This is a genomic window from Tepidibacillus fermentans (genome assembly GCF_004342885.1).
In the GTDB taxonomy this organism is placed as follows: domain Bacteria; phylum Bacillota; class Bacilli; order Tepidibacillales; family Tepidibacillaceae; genus Tepidibacillus; species Tepidibacillus fermentans.
Genome location: NZ_SMAB01000002.1, coordinates 32,166 through 54,318, shown reverse-complemented (window position 1 = coordinate 54,318; position 22,153 = coordinate 32,166). Strand labels below are relative to the sequence as shown.

24 protein-coding genes and 1 pseudogene are annotated in these 22,153 nt (G+C 36.3%); 6 read left to right on the top strand and 19 right to left on the bottom strand.

All coding sequences use genetic code 11. From position 1 onward, the window contains the following. Window positions 1-99 precede the first annotated feature (99 nt). Window positions 100-828: a 2-phosphosulfolactate phosphatase gene (locus tag EDD72_RS01605; RefSeq protein ID WP_132766884.1), complete on the top strand. Its 729-nt coding sequence runs from the start codon at window positions 100-102 to the stop codon at window positions 826-828. Between the two features lie 17 nt (window positions 829-845). Here the strand turns inward: EDD72_RS01605 and efp are convergent, their stop codons facing one another. The 5 genes from efp to EDD72_RS01580 all read right to left on the bottom strand — a co-directional run bounded on the left by efp (window position 846) and on the right by EDD72_RS01580 (window position 4,019). After that, entirely contained in the window at window positions 846-1,403 is a 558-nt protein-coding gene (gene efp / locus EDD72_RS01600; RefSeq protein WP_132766883.1) for an elongation factor P, read from the bottom strand. A gap of 34 nt (window positions 1,404-1,437) precedes the next feature. After that, on the bottom strand, window positions 1,438-2,508 hold the full coding sequence (locus tag EDD72_RS01595; RefSeq protein WP_132766882.1) for a M24 family metallopeptidase: 1,071 nt from the start codon (window positions 2,506-2,508) through the stop codon (window positions 1,438-1,440). A gap of 53 nt (window positions 2,509-2,561) precedes the next feature. Then, window positions 2,562-3,005 (bottom strand): type II 3-dehydroquinate dehydratase, encoded by a 444-nt coding sequence (gene aroQ / locus EDD72_RS01590; protein WP_132766881.1) that lies wholly within the window; start codon window positions 3,003-3,005, stop codon window positions 2,562-2,564. A 77-nt stretch (window positions 3,006-3,082) separates the two neighbouring features. Beyond that, window positions 3,083-3,565 carry a YqhR family membrane protein gene (locus EDD72_RS01585; RefSeq protein ID WP_132766880.1) on the bottom strand — a complete coding sequence of 161 codons (483 nt, stop codon included), beginning with the start codon at window positions 3,563-3,565 and terminating at the stop codon, window positions 3,083-3,085. Next, window positions 3,555-4,019, bottom strand: a complete 465-nt coding sequence (locus tag EDD72_RS01580) for a hypothetical protein (protein WP_132766879.1) — start codon at window positions 4,017-4,019, stop codon at window positions 3,555-3,557. The genes EDD72_RS01585 and EDD72_RS01580 overlap by 11 nt, the downstream gene beginning before the upstream one ends. A 374-nt stretch (window positions 4,020-4,393) precedes the next feature. On the opposite strand from EDD72_RS01580, the gene EDD72_RS01575 reads away from it, so the two are divergent. Both EDD72_RS01575 and EDD72_RS01570 read left to right on the top strand, forming a co-directional pair. Beyond that, a complete protein-coding gene (locus tag EDD72_RS01575) occupies window positions 4,394-5,341 on the top strand; it encodes a DUF1385 domain-containing protein (protein ID WP_132766878.1) in 948 nt (315 codons plus the stop codon). Between the two features lie 19 nt (window positions 5,342-5,360). After that, complete coding sequence (locus EDD72_RS01570; RefSeq protein WP_132766877.1) at window positions 5,361-5,633, top strand: hypothetical protein; 273 nt, start codon at window positions 5,361-5,363, stop codon at window positions 5,631-5,633. A gap of 272 nt (window positions 5,634-5,905) precedes the next feature. Here the strand turns inward: EDD72_RS01570 and EDD72_RS01565 are convergent, their stop codons facing one another. From EDD72_RS01565 to EDD72_RS01555, 3 genes are all read right to left on the bottom strand, one after another. Further along, entirely contained in the window at window positions 5,906-6,841 is a 936-nt protein-coding gene (locus tag EDD72_RS01565) for a patatin-like phospholipase family protein (RefSeq protein ID WP_132766876.1), read from the bottom strand. A 106-nt stretch (window positions 6,842-6,947) separates the two neighbouring features. Beyond that, window positions 6,948-7,382 (bottom strand): transcriptional regulator MntR, encoded by a 435-nt coding sequence (mntR, locus tag EDD72_RS01560; RefSeq protein ID WP_132766875.1) that lies wholly within the window; start codon window positions 7,380-7,382, stop codon window positions 6,948-6,950. Between the two features lie 21 nt (window positions 7,383-7,403). Continuing rightward, window positions 7,404-8,120 (bottom strand): cytochrome c biogenesis CcdA family protein, encoded by a 717-nt coding sequence (locus EDD72_RS01555; RefSeq protein ID WP_243643747.1) that lies wholly within the window; start codon window positions 8,118-8,120, stop codon window positions 7,404-7,406. 195 nt (window positions 8,121-8,315) lie between these two features. On the opposite strand from EDD72_RS01555, the gene EDD72_RS01550 reads away from it, so the two are divergent. Beyond that, entirely contained in the window at window positions 8,316-8,666 is a 351-nt protein-coding gene (locus tag EDD72_RS01550; RefSeq protein WP_132766873.1) for a hypothetical protein, read from the top strand. Between the two features lie 70 nt (window positions 8,667-8,736). Here EDD72_RS01550 and EDD72_RS01545 read toward each other — a convergent pair whose 3' ends face one another. After that, complete coding sequence (locus EDD72_RS01545) at window positions 8,737-9,180, bottom strand: Hsp20/alpha crystallin family protein (protein ID WP_165894920.1); 444 nt, start codon at window positions 9,178-9,180, stop codon at window positions 8,737-8,739. A gap of 148 nt (window positions 9,181-9,328) precedes the next feature. Between EDD72_RS01545 and EDD72_RS01540 the strand changes: the two genes are divergently transcribed. After that, a complete protein-coding gene (locus tag EDD72_RS01540) occupies window positions 9,329-9,871 on the top strand; it encodes a transcription repressor NadR (RefSeq protein ID WP_132766871.1) in 543 nt (180 codons plus the stop codon). Between the two features lie 268 nt (window positions 9,872-10,139). Here the strand turns inward: EDD72_RS01540 and EDD72_RS01535 are convergent, their stop codons facing one another. From EDD72_RS01535 to EDD72_RS01500, 8 genes and pseudogenes are all read right to left on the bottom strand, one after another. After that, window positions 10,140-10,277: a hypothetical protein gene (locus EDD72_RS01535; protein ID WP_207893613.1), complete on the bottom strand. Its 138-nt coding sequence runs from the start codon at window positions 10,275-10,277 to the stop codon at window positions 10,140-10,142. Window positions 10,278-10,555: 278 nt separating this feature from the next. After that, complete coding sequence (locus tag EDD72_RS01530; RefSeq protein ID WP_132766870.1) at window positions 10,556-10,876, bottom strand: carbonic anhydrase; 321 nt, start codon at window positions 10,874-10,876, stop codon at window positions 10,556-10,558. Between the two features lie 182 nt (window positions 10,877-11,058). Continuing rightward, entirely contained in the window at window positions 11,059-12,078 is a 1,020-nt protein-coding gene (locus EDD72_RS01525) for a sodium-dependent bicarbonate transport family permease (protein ID WP_132766869.1), read from the bottom strand. A gap of 177 nt (window positions 12,079-12,255) precedes the next feature. Continuing rightward, entirely contained in the window at window positions 12,256-12,630 is a 375-nt protein-coding gene (locus tag EDD72_RS01520) for a Na-translocating system protein MpsC family protein (protein WP_132766868.1), read from the bottom strand. Between the two features lie 674 nt (window positions 12,631-13,304). Then, window positions 13,305-14,531, bottom strand: a complete 1,227-nt coding sequence (gene pepT / locus EDD72_RS01515; protein WP_132766867.1) for a peptidase T — start codon at window positions 14,529-14,531, stop codon at window positions 13,305-13,307. A gap of 93 nt (window positions 14,532-14,624) precedes the next feature. Continuing rightward, on the bottom strand, window positions 14,625-14,858 hold the full coding sequence (locus EDD72_RS01510) for a hypothetical protein (RefSeq protein ID WP_132766866.1): 234 nt from the start codon (window positions 14,856-14,858) through the stop codon (window positions 14,625-14,627). 7 nt (window positions 14,859-14,865) lie between these two features. Then, a pseudogene (locus tag EDD72_RS01505) lies at window positions 14,866-15,405 on the bottom strand (pirin family protein). Window positions 15,406-15,530: 125 nt separating this feature from the next. Beyond that, a complete protein-coding gene (locus EDD72_RS01500; RefSeq protein ID WP_132766865.1) occupies window positions 15,531-18,056 on the bottom strand; it encodes an adenosylcobalamin-dependent ribonucleoside-diphosphate reductase in 2,526 nt (841 codons plus the stop codon). Window positions 18,057-18,370: 314 nt separating this feature from the next. Here EDD72_RS01500 and dat point away from each other — a divergent pair, with 314 nt between their 5' ends. Next, window positions 18,371-19,231 (top strand): D-amino-acid transaminase, encoded by an 861-nt coding sequence (gene dat / locus EDD72_RS01495; RefSeq protein ID WP_132766864.1) that lies wholly within the window; start codon window positions 18,371-18,373, stop codon window positions 19,229-19,231. A gap of 121 nt (window positions 19,232-19,352) precedes the next feature. On the opposite strand, the gene gcvPB is transcribed toward dat, so the two are convergent. Then, the gene (gene gcvPB / locus EDD72_RS01490; RefSeq protein WP_132766863.1) at window positions 19,353-20,807 is read right to left on the bottom strand and encodes an aminomethyl-transferring glycine dehydrogenase subunit GcvPB; all 1,455 of its coding nucleotides are present in this window, start codon (window positions 20,805-20,807) and stop codon (window positions 19,353-19,355) included. After that, on the bottom strand, window positions 20,804-22,150 hold the full coding sequence (gene gcvPA / locus EDD72_RS01485; protein WP_132766862.1) for an aminomethyl-transferring glycine dehydrogenase subunit GcvPA: 1,347 nt from the start codon (window positions 22,148-22,150) through the stop codon (window positions 20,804-20,806). The genes gcvPB and gcvPA overlap by 4 nt, the downstream gene beginning before the upstream one ends. Between the last annotated feature and the right edge of the window lie 3 nt (window positions 22,151-22,153).

The following is a 22,153-nucleotide window of genomic DNA, read 5'->3' as shown; positions in this document are numbered from 1 at the left end:
GAAATCACAAAATGTTTTTTCTAGGCACCTTTCCCTACTCCATGCATATATTAGTGGCATAGATAATCCGATCGCCCATTTGAGGAAGGAGAGGAAAATATGCTTGTTGATGTCATACCCATAGTGGACGAGGTGAAGAATGAGAATCTATATAAAAAAACAGTTATCATCGTCGATATTCTTCGAACTTCCTCAACGATTATTACTGCATTAGCCAATGGTATAGAATGGATTATTCCTGCGGAAACGATCGGTCAAGTAAAAACCATAAAAAATATCGAAACCAGTGCACTCTTAGCTGGTGACCGTTTTTCAAAAAAAATACAGGAGTTTGATTTAGGGAATTCCCCTTTGGAATATACATCACTTCCATTAAAGAATAAAAAGATCATATTGACTACCACAAACGGGACAAGAGCCATACAAAAGGCTGGAAAAGGTGAATATATTTTTATCGGTGGATTTTTAAATGGTGCTAGCTGCATCCAAAAGGCTCTAAAATTAAAGCGTGACATTGTTATATTATGTGTAGGGAATCGAAATGAATTTGCATTAGAGGATGGATTGGCTGCTGGTTTTTTAATCGACACATTAATGAAGAACTCGGATCAAGCATATGAAATCAATGATTTTGGGAAGGCAGTATATGGTATGTATAAATACTACGAGGATAAACTCACTGATATTTTAAAAACTACGGAGACTGCAAAAAGGTTAACTCAACTAGGATTCGGAGATGATATCCATTTTTCTAGTCAGATTAATTATTACTCTGTTTGCCCAAAATATGATCCTTCTAAAAATATGATTAAACCCTCTTCCGATTGAAGAGGGTTTATTGTGTTTTAAGCTCTTTGTACATAAGATTCTGTACGCGTATCAATTATCAGTTTATCACCGACATTCACAAAAAGTGGTACTTGGATTTTTAATCCTGTTTCTAATGTAGCGGACTTAGTGGCACCTGTTGCGGTATCTCCTTTGATTCCTGGTTCAGTTTCAACGACTTCAAGAGTCACGGTATTTGGTAGATCAATACCAATAATTTCTCCTTGGTAGCTAATGATGTATACATTCATATTCTCTAATAGATATTTTTTCTCTCTTTCTAATCTTGAAGCAGGAATTGAGATCTGGTCATATGTATTTGTATCCATAAAAATATAATCATCGCCACTATTATACAAGTATTGCATTTCCTTCGTCTCAATACGAGCTCTTGCAATTTTCTCACCAGCACGGAAGGTTTTTTCCTGTACGGAACCTGTGCGTAAGTTTTTTAATTTGGATCGTACAAATGCTGCTCCTTTTCCAGGTTTTACATGTTGAAATTCAATGACTTGCCAAATATCTCCTTCTACTTCAATGGTTAATCCTGTTTTGAAATCATTGGATGAAATCACCGAAAAAACCTCCTAAAAATCTGTATTTCCTTTGCTACTCAATAATGATTAATTCTTTTGGTGAATGGGTTAATACCTCTACACCATGCTCTGTAATTAACACATCGTCTTCAATGCGAACCCCGCCAAATTTAGAAATATAAATTCCTGGTTCAATTGTGACGATCATACCTGGTTTTAAGATTACTTCACTTTTCATGGAAAGTCCAGGCCCTTCATGAACATCTAATCCGATTCCGTGCCCCGTACTATGACCAAAATACTCTCCATAGCCATAACGGGAAATAATCGATCTCGTTAAAGCATCTGCTTCTTTCCCTGTCATTCCTGCTTTTACATGATGTACACCATTGAGTTGAGCTTCTAAGACAATATTATGTATTTCTCTTTGCTTTTCATTTACTTTTCCTATCGCAATCGTACGTGTGATATCGGAGACATATCCTTGATAAATAGCCCCAAAATCCATCGTGACAAAATCACCGACTTCAATTACCTTATCACTAGCAACACCATGTGGAAGTGCAGAACGAACTCCAGAAGCCACAATCGTGTCAAAAGAAGCTCCTTGTGCACCCAGTTGACGCATTTTGCATTCCAACTCTAGAGCAACTTCAATTTCACGCATACCTGGTTTGATAACCTTAAGAACATGAGAAAAAGCTTGATCTGCAATCACAGCAGCTTTACGAATCAGTTGAATCTCTTGTTCATCCTTTATCATTCTGATTGATTCTAGCACTTGGGATAAAGGAACAAGGGTTACAGGCTGAAAGTTTTCCTCAAACTGTTTATATTGTGAATAGGGAACATAATCTTGTTCAAATCCTAATGTATGAATCCCGGTTTTTGCAACCAATTCTTTCAGCTTTTTCAGCATCGAATCTTCTTGATTCACAATTGTAAAATATTTTGCTTGTTCTGCTGCTTGTTCTGTATAACGAAAATCAGTAACTAGAAATGCATCATGTTGGGTCACAAGTACATTTCCAGCACTTCCTGTGAAACCGGTAATATATCGTCGATTACTTGAATGAGTGATCAATATTCCATCTAGATTACGTTCTTTTAACTCTTCTCTTAATCGCTTGATTCGTTTCTCCATCCCATTTTCACCTCCTTCAAAAAGGAAAATTGTTTCCCATTTTTTGTTCCACTCTAACCCTGTTTAAAATAATCTGCAAGAAAGTAAAGAGCTGCCAAATAACCAAACATCCCCAATCCGGAAATTTGACCGATGGTAACGGGTGCAATAACAGATTGATGACGAAAGGATTCGCGTTGATAAATATTGGAAATATGTACTTCAACCGTAGGTATTTGTGTACCTGCAATCGCATCCCGAATCGCATAACTATAATGAGTAAATGCACCTGGATTAATGATTAATCCATCATAAACACCCATTGCTTCGTGGATTTGATCAATTAACTTCCCTTCATGATTCGATTGAAAAAAAGTTAAATCCAAATCAATCCTTAACCCTAAATCAGTCATTTGCTGGTGCAATTCTTCAAGTGATGTTGTACCATAAATTTGGGGTTCGCGTTTTCCAAGAAGGTTTAAATTGGGACCATGCAAAACAAGAACTTTTCTTTTCATAAAATTCTCCTAAATGGCATTTTTCTCAGATATTTTATCATAATTCGCTCTGTTTGAATAGCTGTGTATCGCTGATATTATGATTGTTGATCACCTTGACTTTGTTCTTGTTCTTGCTCTTGGTTGTTAAATTCTGCAGAGATCGAGTAACCAATAAACAAACCAATAAGGATATACAAAGATAACATAACCGAGTTGGTATTTAATCCAAGTTTTTGAACTTGTTTTGTCAAATGAAAGAATGGATTGAGAACGAAAAATAACAATCCCCATAAAAAAAGACCATAACCGATCCCAACCCATGGACTTGCGTATTTTGCAAAAAATTGAGCATATAAGAGTGAAGCAAGGATCATAAAAACGATAAAGAATCCTAAACCAATGAAATGCCCTTGCCAAGTCATAACATAATCAGGATTTAAAATAGGTTTTGCATAGATGGATGGTCCGACATCCGTAAATTGTAGATAATAGGCAGCCAATGATAAAAAACCCCAAATTACCCCAGCTGCCAAACCAATTTGAATAGCCAATTTTCTTTTTTTTTGTTTATATTTCATTTGATTGGTATCCACTACTGCTCATCCATTCCTCAATATATTCAACAATTTTTACAATGACTTGATCCACTTCAGCATTGTTTTCTGGAATCTTCCATTCGCTTTCAGCAAAAATCTCATAATATCCTTCTTCCGTATGATCTAAAGGTATAATTTTTTCTGCTTTTATATTTTTATTTTCTTTTAATTTGTCTTCAAATTTGCTTTGGTCAATTTGTATACTATTTTTTGGAAAAGTAAAAGCAAATAAGAAACGTACCTTGTGGTAATCAATGGGATAGATTTCGATTTCCACATAAGGACTATCTCCATCTACTAAATCCTTACGTGCATGAATCATCACATAAGATTCATTCATTACAGCCCCTAAAGGTTGTTCAATCAGAGTATGGACCATTGAAACAGGTATCTCCTCATCAAGTAAATCGATAAACCGTTTAATAAATAGCTCCATGGTTAACCTCCTACATAAAATGGAAATTCTTTAACCACATAGGAAAATTTAACTTCATTAAAGTAATAAATTGAAGTTAAACTTGACCTATCGGCATTATTAGAGCAACTTTAACTTCGTTATTAGTTGCTCTTATCCATTAGCACTAACTTCTAGCATCACATCGGGGAAAACTTCCGCTAAAGAAGGACTCGACTACGTCTTCAAAAAGACTTCGATAGAAGTTTTTTTTACTATTATTTTGGAAACAGAGTAAAGATATACACGGCTTCTCTACTTTTGTCTGAAGGTGCGAGTATTCATTGGTTTCATCACAAAAACATGTTAAAATATAATCTATAACCTTTGTCGAAGCTATCATAATTGTGGGGTGAATGTCGTTGTCGAAACAAAGCTGTCCTTTATATGGTGGGCAAGCCGTTGTGGAAGGAGTTATGTTTACAGGAAAAAATGTGACGGTAACTGCCATTCGTAGAAAAGATCAAAGCATTGAATATTTCACAATGAAAAACATAGAGAATAAAACGCTCCATCAGTTAAAAAAAATCCCGTTTCTACGGGGTATTGTTGCTCTATTTCAATCCATTGCTAACGGTTCAAAACATTTAAATTTTTCCGCTGAACGGTTTGATGTTGATACAGGTGAAGAAATTAAACAAGATAACTCCAAACTGACGATGATATTAGGAGTAACCTTGGTTGGGATTTTATCATTTATCATTGGAAAACTATTATTTACTGCTTTACCGGCTGCTTTAGCCCAAATCTTATTTGGAAAAATGGTTCCTAATCAATTTGTTAATAATCTGATTGAAGGATTAATAAAAATTCTTTTATTACTGATTTATATACTTGCGATTGCCGCAACTCCTTTTGTGAAACGATTATTCCAATACCATGGAGCAGAACATAAAGTGATAAACACGTTTGAGGCTGGCGAAGAATTAACCGTTGAAAATGTAAAAAAATATTCCCGTTTTCATTATCGTTGTGGTAGTAGTTTCATAGTTCTCACTGTCATTATCGGGGTAGTAATCTATTCAATCTATAATGTATTTTTCCCTTATCATTCGATTTGGGATCGCGTGGTTCAAAGGATTTTTTTGATACCCGTCGTCATTGGTGTATCCTATGAATTTTTACGTTTTACGAATGCAGTCAGAGATATCCCGATCTTAAAATGGCTCGGTCTACCTGGGATTTGGTTGCAAAACTTTACAACAAAAGAGCCAGATGATCGGCAAATTGAAGTATCCATCGCTTCATTTAAACGTATGAGAGAACTTGATGCGAAATCAGATGAATTATTATTTATTAAATGATTGAAGGGAAGTTGAATCGTTGAGAAAACATGGAATTCTTTATTGGGTTTTATTGATCCTATTTATTATTGGAATAGCCCAATCTTTTTTCATCAATCCATCAGGCATTCTAATCCCATTAATCGTTTTTGGAACCATTTACTATTTTTATAAACATCCGGAGAAAGTTTTTTGGATTCTCAACAGAAATCGAAATCACTCTCGCCATACAAAGTATGCCTTAAAGAGAAAAAGACGCCGCTTTACCGTAATTAAAGGAAATAAAGATGACGATCCAACAAGGTACCATTGAACAAATTCATTTTATCCAAGATAGGTTTATATTCTATAAGCAGCGACATAGCACGACTAGCAGCTTTAGCTGTGTAGCATGACTTGTACACTTTGTGTACTTTTGGGAGTGCATTTCTTTCTTATCCTATTTATTCAAAAGAAATACACGGACAACGGAGCGCATTGGAATATACAAACCATTAGTGTTAAAACATACAAGCCATATCAGTTTTGTACCGTTGAAAAATCATATAAGAAAAGCCGTAATCTTTTTACTGATTACGGCTGTTTTCAGGACTGTATTTCTTTCGATCTATATGTTGAAGCATATTGTGCAAAATTCCATTGATTAAAAAATTTTTTCGCTGAATTTACACCTGACAAGTATAACTTTTCTCTTTGCTCATCTGAAATGTCAAATTCGGTTGTCTTTGTTCCAAGCGTATTTACCATAATCGTTCTGACAAAGTCCTTCTCTTTTAAATGTAGCATATCATGCGCATCCATCATGGTATTAATTAGTGCATGACCTAAAGAAAGCGGTCCTTTTACCTTATTCGGTTTCCCTGTTTTTTCTGATACTAAGCGAAATCCAAAGGTTGGCCATTTGGGATAAAACTCACTATCAAAAATCCAAACGGGAAAGTTACTCAAAATTCCCCCATCAACGATATAGTGATAACGATTTCCATTTTTTGTTCCATCATTTGTTTTTAATCGGACTGGTTGGAAGTAAAAGGGAATACTAGCGCTCATTCTTACGGCTTTAGCAATTTCAAACGTTGATGGTTCAATGTCAAATTGAATCAAATCATCGGGGAGTTTAAGAAGGGTTCCACTTGTAATATCCGAGGCAATGATATAAACTGGTTTATCTAAATCCTGAAACGTCCGTACACCTTTTGCTAACAATTTTCTCCAAACCCATTCTTCTAATGCATCTCCACAATAAATTCCTGAATACCTTAATAAATTGCTGATTTGCCCAATAACAGGAAGATGTAAGATTCCTTTTTTGCGAATAAATTGTTTATAATTCATTTCCAACATAATTTTTTTTAATTCCTCCGCTGTATACCCTGCCGCTAAAAAAGAAGCAATGATTGCCCCGGCCGAGGTTCCAGCCAATCGTTTCCATTCATATCCTCTTTTTTCTGCTTCATGAATGGCTCCAATTAAACCAATTGCTTTTATACCACCACCCTCAATCACGACATCTGCAAACATTTCAACACCTCCATACATTCCTAATTAAATGTATGTTGGAGATGAAGGAAATTTCCTTTACAAATTCAGAAGTCAATGGTTAAAAGTTAGACTCGATAGCAACAGTCTACACTAAGTCCTGATCATCTAAAGCTTTCTTTAGTTCATTAAATTTGTCAATAAATTCTTTATCCTGTTTTAGATACATGACGAGTCGTTGAATCGCATCGATTGATTCCCAGCTTAAATGGTGTTCGATCCCCTCAACATCTTGATAGATCAACTTTTCATCTTCGATTCCAATCATACGAAGAAATTCTTCTAATAATGTATGACGGTCGACTAATTTTTTTCCAATATTTTCTCCTTTGGGAGTAAGAATCAATCCACGATATTTCTCATAAATCAGATATTCATCTTTGTCTAGTTTCTGAATCATTTTGGTCACAGAAGAAGGTTGTACTTCAAGAGCCTCAGCAATGTCAGAAACCCTTGCATATCCTTTTTCTTGAATTAATGTGTAAATTCTTTCTAAATAATCTTCCATACTAGGAGTCGGCATCAATAAAACTCCTCTCAAATATTAAAACCAACTTGTTCCAAACCACTTTGTTAAATATACGGTGATCTTAGCCATTTGGTTCGTAAATAATAAAAGTCCAATCAGAACGAGTAAAACCCCACTGACTTTCATCACTTTCTCTGAATAACGAACGATCCATTTGGTTGAACCAATAAAAAAAGCCATGATAAAGAATGGGATCGCAAAGCCAATACTATACACCAGTAAGTAAAGCATGCCCTTCGATGGATCTGTTGCCGCTAGAGCCAATATAAGGGTTAAGATTGGGCCGACACAAGGTGTCCACCCTGCAGCAAAACTAATTCCAATAAATACCGATCCCAAATAACCAGACGGTTGACTCTTAATCTCCATTCGCCGTTCTTTCATTAACCAATTCCATTTCAGCCAGCCACCAAGGAATAATCCCATGAAGATCATTAATACCGCACCGATCTTTCGGACAATATCCTGAAATTGATAGAAGAGGTCACCAATTAGACTCGCACTATAACCTAGGGAGATAAAAATGATAGAAAAACCGAATGAAAAGAATAATGTATGCAAAAGAGTTCTTCGTCGAATATTTTTTTGATCAAAATCGTTCTTTAATTGATCGACGGAAATACCTGTAATATAGGATAAATAAGAAGGATATAAAGGCAATACGCAAGGTGAAATAAAGGAAACAATCCCACCTATAAAAGCGATCCAAAGATTCAAATTACCCCCAACCAAGTGAATTTTCCCCCTTGATCGAATTCTACCTGTCATCTATAAATTATCATATTTTTCGACGAAATAAAAATAATTCTACACTTTAGACATAAAAGAGTCATGAAACTTTCATGATATCGTTTTCACTTTTGTTGGAACCCTACATATAATAATATACCAAAAAACAAGGATGATCTTAAACTGGAGGTAGATGTTATGTCTATTGAGCCTCTTCTGTCCTACATTGTCGTCCACAAAGTAACTGGAAAAAAGATAAGAACATTAATAGAAAGCAGAACTGGAGAAACGTTTACTTATGATTTTGGCGACACCATCTATGATTACAAAAGTAATTCTTATGTAACGGTCACTCAGGATGGAACAACAATCAGCATGTATGATTACAAAAGTGGTAAACATTTTTCCATTCAATCAAAGTCTCCAGGAATTTTTATGGCCTATCAATTTGAAAATGATGATTACTATGAAATAAGAGTACAAAATAAGCTTGTCCTTATCACCAACAAAAAGAAAGGAACGACAAAAGTTTATTACTATCATCAGTAACGTTTGACTTAAGATCAAACGTTTTTTTGTACTTTTCAATTAATAAGATTATGCCTTTACGACATAAGCCTTAAGCTTTAAAATTGATATGGATCGTTCCATCTTCAAATTGTCCTACTTTATTAAGACTAACTTTTAAGATACCGCGATGATATGTGGCCTTTGCTCCTTTTGCTGTAACTCTTGCTGGTATCGGTATCGTCTTATAAAAATACTCAGAATAACTACGAGTCACACTTTTCCCACTGTTAGAATGAACGTTCTCTTCTTTCGAAAGTCTCCCCTCCATAACCAAATGATCCCGATTAACTGAAAGATGAACCTTATGATCTTTTGATAAGTCAGGAAGATCAATATAAACTAAAATTTTATCGTCTTTCTCTTCAATTTTTTCATTAATTTCACTTCCTGTGGGCAATGCTGGGTACCATGAAGAATATCCATGAAATAGTTGGTTCACCTGGTTTAGAAAGTAATTTTCTATATCACGAAAAAATCGTTCTAACTCACTCATCATCATTCCTCCTCTCCCATATTTATCATACGTTTTCGAGAAATGGTTGGTTCTAGGAGGAAGTCTATTTTTACTGATGATATAGGTTTTATTGAAATAGAGGATTACGGTATAATGAAACTATCAGTTTGGTCGTGAGGTGATTAAAATGGATAGAAAAAAGAGACTAGGTGAAGAACGTAGACAATTAATCTTGGATTGGTTAAAACGCTCAGAGGGGCCATTAACAGGTCAACAGATTGCGGAAAAAATGAATGTGAGTAGACAAGTGATTGTTCAAGATATATCTTTATTAAAAGCAAGAAATGAACCTATTATTGCAACCGCCCAGGGATATGTTTACATGAACGAAAAAGAATCTGATCATCCCTATCGAAGAATCATTGCTTGTTCCCATTCACCTCAGCAAACTCAAGAAGAATTAAATATCATTGTTGATCATGGTGTATTTGTTAAAGACGTCATCGTTGAACACCCCATTTATGGAGAATTGACTGCGTCATTAATGCTAAAAAATCGCAGAGATGTTCAACAATTTATTGATAAAATGACCGAAACAAAAGCAGCTTATTTATCAGACTTAACAGGGGGTATTCATCTTCATACATTAGAAGCAGAGACAGAAGAACAACTAGATGAAGTATGCGAAACGTTAGAAAAGGCTAGTTTATTACTTTCAAAGACTGAATAAATTCCCTTCTCGGAAAAATAGGTTTATTTCATTGTCTTGTATGATTCAATAAGCTACGATATAGCACGACTTGCAACTTTAGTTGCATAGCCTGACTTGTACCCTATGGGTGCTTTAGCGAGCGAGTTTTCTTACCATCTGTTTATTTTTGGAAAACCGCGAAGTGTCGGAGCAGCATTAGAACATACTACCGCCGCTATTACTCCCAAAATCTTACACTTTTTTACGTCAAAAAAACCAGGCAATTATGCCCGGTTTCTATCTCTTTCTATTCTTCTCTAATTAAGTAAAGTCTGTTATCTTCCACTTTATATAAGAGTGGAGCGACTATTATCTTTGGATAGCGCAATCGTAAACGTTTTGCTTCGCTTAAGACAAAGTCTACTTCATTGCCGATCTCAAACATTGAAGGGTCGGCCAATAGCCTGTTGTTTCCCATGCATTGTCGATAGGGATGCTTTTCTGTCCTTGTATGGGTACATGCGCATAACGTCTTCCTTTCTTCATAAAAAACAGAATGCCCAAAAGATAAATGTGTGTGCAACATTGGTCTTGAAGATGCCCGTTTACCTTCAACCCATTTACCATATTTTGAAGATCACCCGAAAGATGATTAGTAGTATTTTTAGATCTACAAGTAATAGTTTCTTAGGAAACGTCAATTTCTGATAGTTTTCCGTTCTCCTAGTTCACAAATAATCCGTGAACCTTAACATGAGATGGCATCAACGGATGATCACGAATAATATTGACACTATTCTGTATGCCCTCTGTTAAAGTTTTGCTGCCCTCTAACCATTCACTTAGATTCCCACCAGGAAATTCTGGCATGCTATTTTTAAAAAGATAATCTAATGTTTGTATTTTCTCCTTTAGTCCATCTTTCTCATATATTTTGTTAAGTAAATCTTGTATATCCACTGTATTCTTTTGACCATCTTTTGTGCCGACCACAAAAATTTCTTCAACATTTTCCTGATAAACAGCAATGATGATGTCTCGCATTTAATCACCGTAAGAATGTGAAATCACGGATCCAAAACTTTTTAAAATTAACATGTTTTCCGGATGGAAATTAATCGCCTGATGTAATAATCGTTCCAATTCGCACTCCATTCCGATCACAAATAAAACTTTTTGTTTTCATCTAAATACATGAGATTCACCCCATTAATTTATTTGAAACACTATTGAAGAAGTTGTGCTATGGCAAAATACAGAGGTATTCCGATGATCAAATTAAAAGGAAAGGTCACTCCAAGTGATAACCCGAGATAAATCGACGGATTGGCCTCAGGAACGGAGGATTTTAAGGCGGCGGGAGCAGCAATGTAAGAAGAACTTCCTGCTAATACCCCCATTAACGTGGCCCCTCCTAGCGAAAGGCCAACCATCTTCCCTACAAAAACTCCAAGGGTTCCTCCAACAATCGGCATACAGATCCCAAATAATAAAATTTTCCATCCATGTTTTTTAACTTCAGGAAGTCGTTGTCCTACGATTAATCCCATATTTAATAAAAATAAAATTAAGATGCTTCCATAAAGATCGATAAACAATGGTTTCACAGTAGATACGGCATCTTGGCCAACAAACCAACCGATAAGAAGGCTCCCCAACAAAAGCAATACACTCTTTCCAAATAAACTTTCTTTAATCACTTCTTTATCAAACAAACCATTCATAGACGAATAAATGCCTGCAGCAAAGCCTAGACGGTGAGTAGCAATTCTTTGGTTATCTGGAGCCTTCTGCAATAACCTTAACAGAAACAAGGAGACAAAAATGGCTGGGCTTTCCAATAATACGATTAATACGTTCATAAACCCTTCATAATCCACCCCATTCTTACCAAGGAAAGAAATAGTAGCTCCATAAGTCACAATACTGACTGAACCGTATGTCGCTGCCAATCCTATGGCGTTTTTTAGATCCATTTTCATGAAACGAAGCACGATTAACGACAGTACAGGAATGAAAACACCCAAAAACAGGGTTCCGAGAATAGGCTTCATTACGGTGCCTAACGCATAATGAGAAAGTTCAATTCCCCCTTTGATACCAATGGCCATCAATAGATAAATACTTAACGCCTCACTTAGTCCATTAGGAAATTTCAAATCTGATTTAAATAAAGCAGCCATAATACCTAATAAAAAAAATAACACGTATGGTGATAATAAGTTCTGTAAAACGATTTCATACATTTCAATCAACCCTCCTATTTTGTGATACAGCTCAATGGATTTCTTAAGTCTGCATTAGTTTCTTCAATAAAAAAACCGGCATATTCAACAACCAATGATGAATTTCAACCCATTGGCTTGAATCATACCGGTTTACCTTCAACTCATTTTTCATGTTTTGAAGGCCTACCATTGTCTTTATGACAATTTCTTTTGCAAATCACTATATAATCTAAAAACCATAATTCGTTCTCCGGTGCGTGTACTAATATCAGTGTGAAAACTCACCACTTCTTCTCCGGTCAAATCCCTTATCAGTTGGTACAGTTTTTCTCGACCAGACTCCACTAGATCAGAACGAATTCTTTTTACCGACAATAATCCTTCTTTTGTGTCACAAAGTTTGTATTCGGCAGGTGTAAGAATTCCATTTAAAGCAACAACCACCATATCCCTAAGAATATCTGTTTTTACTGACACGGAACCTCGTCCTAAAAAATCTTTTTCCCATTGCGTTAAAGCTTTACCTATCTCAGCTTCCAAAGAGCCTTTTGTCCATTTTGTACTCTTCAATATTTCTACCTCCCAAATAAGGCGGTATATTTCTTTTCCCAACACAGAATGGGGAAAATGAAATATACCGCCTTATCATAATTTTAACCTCAATCCGTTCAGTACTTTTTCACACAATCAATAATAAAATAAATATTAACTGCCTGCTAAAGTACAATTAGACATGAGGTTGCCATTACTAATCTTACGGATTACTGTTGTTTTATATTTTAGCTTTTACTGTTTATCCTGTCAACACTATAAGGTGTGTTGTACGTCCGTAAATTATAGTAGGATTATCTAACAAAACGGACAGGACTATAGATTTCTCGTATCGATTCTGATAACTTAAGACATTATTACGAATCAGAATTAGTGTAGGTTCCCTCATCAGTCAGGAGTGGAGGAATATATAACTGTTTTGAAGGGTGAATTGATTCTAAAAATAGATTAATAAAACCTATACAATTCTTGAAGGTGACTCAGTTCGATTCTATGCTGATAAACCAAGGGTTTTCTTTTGCTCCTTATTAAATGTAGTGTTTTATAGAATACTGATCAGTTTTAAATAAAATTTTATTCGATGGCCTTCCACACGATTTTCCGACTTATGACTTGATAAACATCAATCAATGCCAACAAAAAAAACGGGATCTATCACAAAGATAGACACCGTCATGATTTTCTCTAAAATATTATTTCCTAGCATATAATTCAACAATCTTAAGAATGACTTCTACGGCTTTTTCCATCGCAAAAGTTGGAATAAATTCATAGCGGCCATGGAAATTGTGACCACCAGCAAAAATATTAGGCGTGGGTAATCCCATATAAGAGAGTCTTGCCCCATCTGTTCCCCCACGAATAGGTTTTACAATCGGTTCGATACCAACTTCCCTCATTGCCTCAAATGCAGTATCCACAATATGCTTTACAGGCTCAATCTTTTCCTTCATATTGTAATATTGGTCTTTTAATTCAACCGTACAAATTCCCTCACCATATTTTTGGTTGATCTTATCTGCCATTTCAACCATTGTTTTCTTTCTATTTTCAAACGAGGTTTTGTCAAAGTCACGGATGATATATTGAAGCGTGGTTTCTTCTACTTCCCCTTTCATACTGATCAAATGGTAGAATCCTTCGTATCCCTCTGTATGGACAGGGGTTTCGTTTTCAGGTAATGAAGCGATATATTCATTGGCCACAAGCATGGAATTGATCATTTTATTTTTCGCTGTCCCAGGATGAACATTTCTTCCCCGGATTCGTACTTTTGCTCCTGCAGCATTAAAATTCTCATATTCCAATTCGCCAATTGGCCCGCCATCTATTGTATAGGCAAAATCAGCACCAAATCCTTCTACATCGAAGTGATCAGCACCTTTACCTACTTCCTCATCAGGAGTGAAGCCAATCCGAATTTTCCCATGAGGAATTTCAGGATGTTGAATGAGATACTCCATCGCCGTGACGATTTCAGCGACACCTGCTTTATCATCTGCTCCAAGTAAAGTGGTTCCATCGGTGGTGATTAATGTCTTGCCTATGTAATTTTTTAATTCAGGAAATTGTTTCGGGGAAAGAACGATATTTTGTTCTTTATTTAACACAATGTCTCCACCATCATAATTTTTCACAATTTGAGGATTCACGTTCGTACCTGTCATATCTGGGCTTGTATCCATATGAGCAATAAAGCCAATGGTCGGTACTTCTTTCTCTATATTGGAAGGTAATGTTGCATAAACATATCCCTTAACATCAACTTCTACTTCTTGTAGACCAATTTGTTTTAATTCCTCAGCAATTGCTTTGGCTAATACCATTTGACCAGGTGTGGTAGGAACAGTGGTTGATTCATCATTTGAGCGAGTATCGTATTTCACATAGTTTAAAAAACGTTCTACGACCTTTGACATAAATGTTTCCTCCTATTTATGTAATATTTAACAATACTATCATCATACCTCTTTTAAATTCACAAAACAATTTTTTCCTACTTTATTATGGAGTCATTCAATGATATTCCTTTTATAAAACAACGAACTTATGAAACGCCAAGCGATTTTCCCTTTTGTTAGCCAATTAATATCTGCTCCTTGCTTTGTGTTATTCAATATTCTCTCTCCAAGAATGGGAGTCACTGTTTCTACTTTATCTGCTAAAATATTGAATATCCGCTTATTCCTTTCGACTTCTTCTGGATTTTCTTCAAGTACACCTATTAAGAAGTCTGTAAGTACCATGCCGGGACTAAAAGTTCCGACTAATACCGGAGTGTTTTTTTCTTCTTTCCATGATTTCCATTACGTTCCTTGTTTCTAATCCAATACCGTTGATTTTCGAAGTCCCTTCAATTTGGACAAGATAAGTTTGCCTTCCTGTCTTTACTTGAAAACCATTTTTTTCTTTTTCTAATTCTAAAGACATTTATTTTTTCTCTCAATCCAGTCAAATTTATAATCTCCATAATTTGGCGTATAGCCTTTTGGTCTGGGTAAATCCAGATTTTAGAAACCGTAAGATCGTTTCACCATAATTATACTCGCTATGAGAAACTCCTGTTCCTGCACTCATAAATTGTACTTGGCCATAAGTTAAGGTATTTTTATTCCCCATACTGTCGCCATGGGTTAACTCTCCGTTAACGACATAAGATATGATCTCCATTTCCCTATGAGGGTGTAAATCGAATCCTGTCCCTGGTTCAACAAGATCATCATTTAGAACTCTTAATACCCCAAATTCAATATTATCTGGATTGTAGTATTCAGCAAAAGAAAAATGAAAAATGCTTTTTTACTTTCAATTTTTTTATGAATATTCTTCCCTAATTCTATTATCTCACCCGTCTATAAAAAAAAGACTCCAAGTTCTTATTCAGAACATGAAGTCTTGAAACAATGACTTTTATCATATTAGGAACATCTTGTATACCCACACGAAATACAGTGTTTACATCCCTCTTCATTCACTAATGATGCAGATCCACACGTTGGGCATAGGTCTAATCCATCCGGAACATCCAGATCATCATGCAAATGCATATGATCAATCGATTGAATTCCCTCATGTTCGTTGTGCTGATTGATCGATGGTTCAGAAGTAGCTGCAATCGAATAGTTCGGTTCTTCACCATCGATATGCATTTCTAGCGCTTTGGCCACTGCATCGGCAATGGATTCAACGCGGTTTGGACCAAAACCAACAGCACCTGATCCACCAATTCCTTTGAGATGTTTAATTAATAGTCTCGCTTTATTTCCATCTGGAATTTCACCAAAACGTAGGAAGAGCGTGGAAACTCGTCCTAATGCCTCAGACATTGCGAAAACATCACTACCAGCCTTCCCAACATTGACGATGACCTCAAAAGGACTACCATCTACATCATTAATTGTGATATAAGCTTTTCCTAAAGGAGTATTCATCTTGTATGTTGCACCCGTTAATTTTTTGGGCCTACGACGATAAACTTTTCCTGTGTTTTCATTTGCTTTTTGCGCTTCAACTTTGTCTTCTACTTTTCCTTTTTTCTTCTCAGTGGAAAGTACTTGAACATCACGACTACCATCACGATAGATCGTAACACCTTTACAACCTAATTCATAAGCATACTCATACAATTTCTTTGTATCTTCAATCGTAAAGTCGGCAGGGGCATTTGCTGTTTTGCTTATAGATGAATCAACCCATTTTTGGATCGCTGCTTGCACACGAATATGATCTTCTGCTGATAGTTCCATTGCACTGACAAAGTAATCGGGTAGTTTTTGTCCAGGGTGTTTTTCTAACCATTCTTTTGCGATAGGTACATATTGCTTGTCCAATCCTAAACGGCTTTGACGTACATATTCAAAAGCAAAGTACGGCTCAATACCTGTAGAAGTACCAACCATAGTACCAGTACTACCTGTTGGCGCTTGTGTCAGTACCGTTACGTTTCGCATTCCTTTTTCAGCAATTGCTTGTTTGACTTCATCATCAAATTGTTGAACGAATTTACTTTGAAGGAATTTTTCTGCATCAAACATTGGGAATGATCCTTTTTCAGCAGCAATTTCTGTCGATGCTAGATATGCACGTTTTGCTATAAACCCATACAATTGATCCAAGAATTTTAAAGATTCAGGACTACCGTAACGGATTTTTAATTGAATTAACATTTCTGCTAAGCCCATCGTTCCTAAACCAATCCGACGTTCATTCCGTTGATTCTCTTCATTTTCTTTAAAATGGTATGGAGTTGCGTCAATAACATTGTCTAAGAAACGAACGGAGATATCAACCGTTTCTCCAAGTCCCTCCCAATCCACTTGGCCATCTTTCACAAATTTTGAAAGGTTAATGGAAGAGAGGTTACATACACCCCACGCTGGTAATCCTTGTTCTGCGCAAGGGTTGGTACTAATAATGGGGTTAAAATACCAGCTGTTTGACATTTCATTATAGTGTTCCATAAAGACAACACCAGGTTCAGCCGATTTCCATGCAGATTCAATAATGGTGTGCCATATTTCCCTTGCTTTCATTTTTTTATATACTTTTACGGCTTTTCCAAGGTCTTTCCACTTTTTAAGATTACCATCCCAAACCTTATCATATTCTGGGTCTGTTGTATCTGGAAAAACAAGTTCCCAATCGAGATCTTGTTTTACAGCTTTCATAAAGTCATTACTAATGGCCACAGAAAGATTTGCATTAGTGATAAGTCCCATTTCTTGTTTTACCGTAATAAACTCAAGTAAATCTGGATGCCAATCATTTAACATGAGCATTAATGCTCCACGGCGCGACCCACCTTGTTCAATTAAACCAGTTGTGTAGCTAAATAATCCTCCCCAGGATACAGCTCCACTGGATGAACCATTAACACCTCTCACAACAGCTCGTCTTGGTCTTAAGGAAGATAGGTTAATTCCAACTCCCCCACCTCGTGACATAATTTCAGTCATTTGACTCAAGGTTTCCATAATACCGCCACGACTATCCTTAGGGGATGGAATCACATAACAGTTAAATAACGTTAACTCATCACTAGCACCTGCACCGGCTGCGATACGCCCACCGGGAACCAACTTCCAATCATCTAATACTTCACGGAATTTCTTAGTCCATTCTTCCCTTTTTTCTGGTTTTTCAACGGCTGCAATGGCTTTTGCTAATCGATCCCACATTTCTTCTGGGGTTAGTTCTAAAGGTTTGGTAATTTTCTCAATGACTGTATCTATAACTTGTCCATTTCGTAAGCCTACTTTAATGGTTTCCCCTTCAATAGAGATAACTTCCCCTACTTCTTTTTGTGGGTATTTTGGATCATCCTTAGTTAGAACCAACACCGTATCCCCAACATTTACCTCCTGATGCAACACATCTTTCAATGCGTAACGATCAAGGAAGATTTTCTCACTTAGTCCTTCTAAACGTGAAGAAGATTGATTCATTTAATTTGCCCCTCCTAATTCTATGTACCTTCAACCAGTTATAACTATATATTGCGATGTTTTAAATTATATACCACAACATATAGGTGTATCTAGTAACAAAAGAACTAAATAAATAGAAACATCGAGTAAAAAATAGGATTTAAGTTGTATTTTCTACCATTATCTTATTTTTTTAAAAATGCGATATCAGCGCATAATTATTTCTTATTTTGAAGGAATTTTCATAAATTTATCATTGTTTTTTTAAAAAAATAAAAATTAATCAAATTCCATACTCATCCATCTTATTTCATGTTACAATTGAAATCGAGATGATTTTTATAAACAAAAAGACTGGGGTGACGATAGTGATACTGATTAACGATCAATTCATAAAAAGGAATCAAGATACCCATATCGATATTGAAGACCGCGGTTATCAGTTTGGTGACGGGATCTATGAAGTGGTTCGTGTTTATCAAGGCAAAACTTTTCGTCTTGATGACCATCTAGATCGATTTGAACGTAGTGCAAAAGAAATTTTTATGGAATTACCTTTTTCTAAAACAGAGACAAAGTTAAAGATAACACAACTTATCGAAATGAACAACCTACAAGATGGAATTGTCTACTTTCAAGTAACAAGAGGTGTAGCTCCACGAACACATGCCTTTCCACAAAATGCAAAACCTGTGCTCACCGCATATACTAAAAAATCCCCTCGACCTATCGATCAATTTAAAAATGGAATTAAAGTTGTCACTGTGGAAGATATTCGCTGGCTTCGTTGTGATATCAAAAGTTTGAATTTGCTAGGTAACGTCCTTGCCAAACAATATGCTCATGAACACCAAGCCGAAGAAGCCATTCAAATTAGGGATAATACAGTTACTGAAGGAAGCTCATCTAATTTTTATATTGTAGAAAATGGTAAAATTTACACTCATCCTGCTGATCATTTTATATTAAGAGGAATTACACGAATAGTTGTTGAAGAAATTGCAAACAAATTAGGAATTCCTTTCATCGAAAAGTTATTTAGCGTGAAAGATGTTTATCGCGCAGATGAAGCATTTATTAGTAGTACTACAGCTGAAATAACCCCAGTTATTCAAGTAAATGATAAAGTGATTGGAAATGGTCCAGGTCCAATTGTACGTGCGATCCAAGAAGAATTTCAAAAGCTTATATAATGAAAACTACATAGCGACAACGGAGCAACGGTGGAAAAAACAAATCAAAGTTTAGAATAAAGTTTACTCATTTAAAAAGGCCACTGTATCAATCACAGTGACCTTTTTCTGATGAATTTTTTTATTTCTTATATCGTAGAATTGGGTTTCTTGCAGCAGTTGCTTCATCCAAACGACCTACAACGGTGTTATGAGGTGCTTCTAAAACTTTTTCTGGTTCATTTTCTGCTTCATGTGCAATTTGAATGAGTACATCGATAAATCGATCTAAGGTTTCTTTACTTTCCGTTTCGGTTGGTTCTATCATTAGGCATTCTTCAACAATTAGCGGGAAATAGATCGTCGGTGGATGAAAACCAAAATCTAATAAACGTTTGGCAATATCTAATGTACGTACTCCAAGTTTCTTTTGTCTTTTACCAGATAATACAAATTCATGTTTGCAATGCTGTTTAAATGGTAAATCGTAGTAATCTTGGAGTCTTCTCATCATATAGTTCGCATTGAGGACTGCATTCTCAGACACCGCTTTTAAACCATCCGGGCCCATTGTTCGAATATAGGTATACGCACGTACAAGAACACCAAAATTACCATAAAACGCCTTCACTCTACCTATGGATTGAGGTATGTCATAATCGAGATAGTATTGATCCCCTTCTTTTGCAACCAATGGTTTTGGCAAGAACGGTTCTAGAATCTTCTTAACCCCAACTGGACCTGAACCTGGACCGCCACCACCATGAGGAGTAGAGAACGTTTTATGGAGGTTTAGATGAACCACATCGAATCCCATATCCCCTGGACGAGCATAACCTAGGATAGCGTTTGCGTTAGCTCCATCATAATAAAGAAGTCCTCCAGCATCATGAACAATCTTGTCAATCTCTACAATATCTTTTTCAAATAATCCGAGGGTGTTGGGATTGGTTAACATTAAAGCAGCTGTATCGTTTCCCACAACCTTCTTTAACTCCTCAATATCTACATTGCCTTGAGCGTTGGACTTTACTGTAATGGTCTCAAATCCGGCTACAGTTGCGGATGCTGGGTTGGTCCCATGTGCTGAATCAGGAACAATCACTTTTTTCCGTTGAAAATCACCACGGCTTTCATGATAAGCGCGGATCAACATTAAGCCCGTCCATTCACCATGTGCACCAGCTGCAGGCTGTAATGTAACTTTATCCATGCCTGTAATCTTCTGAAGCATTTCTTGAAGATTATACATCATCTCCAAAGCTCCTTGGACCATTTCTACTGGTTGATAGGGATGTATATGAGCAAATCCAGGATAACGAGCTACATCCTCGTTTATTTTGGGATTATATTTCATTGTACAAGATCCTAAAGGATAAAACCCTGAATCGACTCCATGATTTCGATGTGATAATTCAGTATAATGGCGCATAAGGTCCAATTCAGACAATTCAGGGAATTCAGGAGGGTTTTCCCTGATTATTTCCTTAGGGATAAGTTGATCAATCGCTACTTCTGGAACGTCGAGTTCAGGTAAACTATATGAAACTCTGCCTGGTTGGCTTAATTCAAAAACGAGGGCTTTTTTCTTTCTCATAATAATCCCTCCAGTCTAGCAGCAAGTTCATCGATTTGTTCCTTTGTATTCATTTCCGTAACAGCAATTAGCATCGCATTTTTCAAATTAGGATAAGCTGAACTTAAATCATAGCCACCGATAATTCCGTATTTTAACAATTCTTGATTTACTTCAGAAACAGGTTTTGTTAGTTTAATTGTGAATTCATTAAAGAATGGCCCTTTAAATAAAGGTTCGATTCCTTTCACAGATGTTAAGACTTGATAAGCATAATGGGCTTTTTGCAGGTTCTGTTTTGCTACTTCTTGAATCCCTTGTTTACCCATAGCATTCATATACACAGCTGAGGCTAAAGCCATGAGTGCTTGATTCGAACAAATATTGGATGTTGCCTTTTCACGACGAATATGTTGCTCCCGAGCTTGCAAGGTAAGAACAAACCCACGATTTCCCTCATCATCGACAGTTTGACCGACGATACGCCCAGGCATTTTCCGAATCAATTTGTTGGTGGTTGCAAAAAATCCCACATGAGGACCGCCATAAGATACAGGTATACCCATGGGCTGATTGTCTCCTACCACAATATCCGCATGATATTCACCAGGAGATTTTAGAATTGGAAGAGCCATTGGATTAGCACTTACGATGAACAATACTTTTTTCTCATGAGTGATTTTTTCAATAGAATAAAGATCTTCGATAAGTCCAAAAAAGTTCGGGTACTGTACAATTACAGCTGCCGTTTGTTCATCAATCACATGTCGTAACTCTTCTAAATTTGTTAAACCTTCCTTAATACCCACCTCAACGATATCAAGATGATGTCCTTTTGCTGTTGTTTTGAGTACTTCTCTTGATTCTGGATGGACAGCATGAGAAACAACGATTTTATTACGACGGGTAGAGCCTGCAGCCATAGCTGCAGCCTCTGCTAATGATGTTGCTCCGTCGTACATCGATGAATTAGCTGCCTCCATCCCAGTTAATTCAGCAATTAATGTCTGAAATTCAAAGATCGCTTGTAGCTCTCCTTGACTGATTTCAGGCTGATAAGGGGTATATGCAGTATAAAATTCCGAACGTGAGATGACATGATTCACCACACTAGGAATGAAATGATGATATACTCCTGCTCCTAGAAAATTAGTATATTCATTTAGTGTTTTGTTTTTATTGGCTAATTGTTGCATATGTCGAGTTACTTCTAGCTCGGACATGGCTTTTGGGATGTTCAGATGGCCCTTAAAACGGACAGTTTCTGGGATATCGGCAAATAATTCCCCCACCGATTTAATCCCAATGGCTGTCAACATTTCTTGTTGATCTTGACCAGTATTTGGGATATATCGGAATTTCATAAA